Origin of the sequence: Flavobacterium sp. (genome assembly GCF_043720215.1) — a bacterium.
Lineage (GTDB): Bacteria > Bacteroidota > Bacteroidia > Flavobacteriales > Flavobacteriaceae > Flavobacterium.
In genome coordinates, this window is sequence record NZ_JAYSSZ010000222.1 from 1 (window position 1) to 3,053 (window position 3,053).

Annotated in this window: 2 protein-coding genes and 1 pseudogene; all 3 read left to right on the plus strand. The window is 31.8% G+C overall.

Annotated features, from left to right (window positions below):
- A pseudogene (locus ACHZC3_RS10080) lies at positions 1 to 696 on the plus strand (glycerol acyltransferase); the annotation flags it as partial.
- Positions 696 to 2,213, plus strand: coding sequence for a phytoene desaturase family protein (locus ACHZC3_RS10085; protein WP_394759738.1), 1,518 nt, complete (start codon positions 696 to 698; stop codon positions 2,211 to 2,213). The pseudogene ACHZC3_RS10080 and the gene ACHZC3_RS10085, both read left to right, overlap by 1 nt.
- A 7-nt stretch (positions 2,214 to 2,220) precedes the next feature.
- The coding region (locus tag ACHZC3_RS10090; RefSeq protein ID WP_394759739.1) for a C45 family autoproteolytic acyltransferase/hydolase at positions 2,221 to 3,053 on the plus strand (833 nt) is incomplete at its 3' end.

The window sequence follows — 3,053 nt, forward strand, 5'->3', positions numbered from 1 at the left end:
ATTCCAATTCTTATTCATGGAAATTCTGAAACGCTTCCTAAAAATGATTTTATTATTTATGACGGTTCTATTACCATCAAAATTTTAGAAAGAATTACGCCAAAAAACTATGTTTTTGGAAATGATTATACAGAAAGAACAAAAAAAATAGGTGCTTTTTTTAAACAAGAATTTCAAAAATTGCGCTATGAAATTGAAGATAAAAATTATTTCAAAAAAATGATTTTACTCAGTTTTGCTTATAAAGAAACTGAAATTGTAAATGCCGTTAAAGCAGATTTGAGAGATAATTTACGTTGCTATTTCAACTTAAATAAACATATTGATAAAAAGGCGAAAATCCTACATTTAGCTAATGACTTTGGTCAACTCGATGTGTTGTTAACCTTGCAAGAAGCCCAAAGAAAAATTGATAGTTATCTTGTGAATGAGTTAAATAGAGATGTTGCTAAACAAAACCTTTGGACAAATAAGCGAGATATAAATTACTTGACATCAGAAGATGAAATAGGTAATAACTATGATGTTATTTTAATTTCAGATTTTAGTAATGATTTCAATATTCAAAAAATAGTTGATATTACTAATAACGTTTTATTAATTAACAATATTAAATCACTAAATTCATTCATTGGTTTTGGTTTTGAAATCCAATTTCAAGACGACCAATTGATTGTTTTAAAGAAAAAATCTTAATGAAAGAGCATTACGACATAGTAATTATAGGAAGTGGTTTAGGAGGCTTAGTTTCTGCCATTATATTAGCCAAAGAAGGTTATAGTGTTTGCGTGCTGGAAAAAAACAATCAGTTTGGTGGAAATTTGCAAACCTTTGTAAGAGATAAAACTATTTTCGATACCGGAATTCATTATATTGGAGGATTAAGTGAAGGTCAGAATTTGTATAAATATTTTAAATATTTAGGCATTATGGATGATTTGAAACTCAAAAAAATGGATGAAGACGGTTTCGATATTATTTCCTTTGAAGACACAAATAAAGAATTTCCTCATGCTCAAGGATATGAAAATTTCACCAATCAATTAGTAAAATACTTCCCTGAAGAAAAAGATAATATCGAAAAATATTGCAAAGAAGTTGTCACAACTTGCGATTCGTTTCCTTTGTATAATTTGAAACACGAAGGAGAATACGACAGCGAAATTTTAGCTGTAAATGCCAAGCAATTTATAGATGGTGTAACCGAAAATAAAGAATTGCGAGCCGTTCTTGGCGGAACTAATTTTTTATATGCAGGAATTGCCGACAAATCACCTTTTTATGTTCACGCCTTGTCTGTGAACTCTTATATTCAGAGCTCTTATCGCTGCATAAATGGCGGAAGTCAAATTACAAAACAGCTGATAAAACAACTTAAAAAACACGGAGGTGAGGTTTATAAGTACAAAGAAGTTGTAAAATTTGAATCGGAAGAAAACGATGTCAAACGAGCTGTGATGAAAGACGGAACATCAGTTTCTGGAAATATTTTTATATCTAATGTAGATCCAAAAGCAACCTTAAAAATGGTTGGAGAAGATAAATTTAGAAAATCATATATCAAACGAATCGAAAGTTTAGAAGGTGTTTTTTCGCCCTTTAGTTTGTATATCGTTTTTAAGCCGGAATCGTTCAAATATAGAAATCATAATTATTACCATTTCAAAAATAGCGAAGAAGTCTGGACAGCACACGAATACGATGAGCAATCTTGGCCAAAAGCGTTTATGGCATCTATGAACGCAGGGAAAGAGGACATTTGGGCAGATGGAATGACTTTTCTTACGTACATGAAATTCGATGAGCTAAAAGCGTGGGAGCACACTTATAATACAACTGCAGAGAAAGAAGATCGTGGGGAAACTTACGACGAATTTAAAGCCAGAAAAGCAGAAAAATTCTTAGAAGAAATAGAACTTAAATTTCCCGGAATTAAGGATTGTATTAAATCTGTTCACACATCGACACCACTTTCTTACCGTGATTATATAGGCGGTTACAAAGGAAATATGTATGGTTATGAGAAAGATTCAAACAATCCAATGAAAACATTCATAGCTTCAAAAACCAAACTAAATAACTTATATCTTACAGGTCAAAGTATTAATATGCACGGTGTTCTTGGAGTGACAATTGGTGCTGTTGTAACTTGTTCTGAAATTGTAGGCAAAGAATATTTGGTTGACAAAATCAATCAATTTACAGAAGAATAGATAAAATATGAAAAGACTTTTTCAATATTCAATTTTATCACTATTTCTTTTGATGGTTTTCTCTTGTGGAACATCAAAATCATTACATCATAAACCAGAATTAGTAGGTTATAACAATGCAATTCCAGTTGTAAACAAAAAGTCTAACACATTTTTTTTAGCAGGAAATAATTCCTTATTCAAAAACAAACAAAACCTCTGGGAGCTTTATGTTGAAGGTGATGCGCTCGAAAGAGGATTAGCCTTTGGGAGTTTGTCGGACAGCTTGTTAAAGAAACAAGAAACTGTTTTTTTTTCAAAAATAAAAGATATAGTTCCTTCAGAATTCAAACAAAAATTACTTCGAAATTTCCTAAAATGGTACAACCGAAAACTATATTTGAATGTTCCTGAAGAATACAAAACCGAAATTTATGGAATTTCTCAGTATTCATCGCATGATTTCGATAACATTGCGCCGCCCTATTTGCGAAGTTTATATTTGCATGGTGCTCATGATATTGGTCACGCATTACAGGATTTAGCCCTTGTGGGTTGCTCATCTTTTGCCGCTTGGGGTGATAAATCTGAAGACGGAAGTTTAATTTTAGGAAGAAATTTCGATTTTTATGCGGGCGATGATTTTGCCAAAGATAAAATCGTAGCTTTTGTAAACCCGAAACAAGGTTATCCTTTTATGATGGTAACTTGGGCAGGAATGATTGGCGCTTGTTCAGGTATGAATAATGAAGGTTTAACCATTACTATAAATGCTGGAAAATCTAAAATTCCACTCATAGCAAAGACACCAATTTCTATTCTTACCCGCGAAATTTTGCAATATGCCAAGAATATCGATGA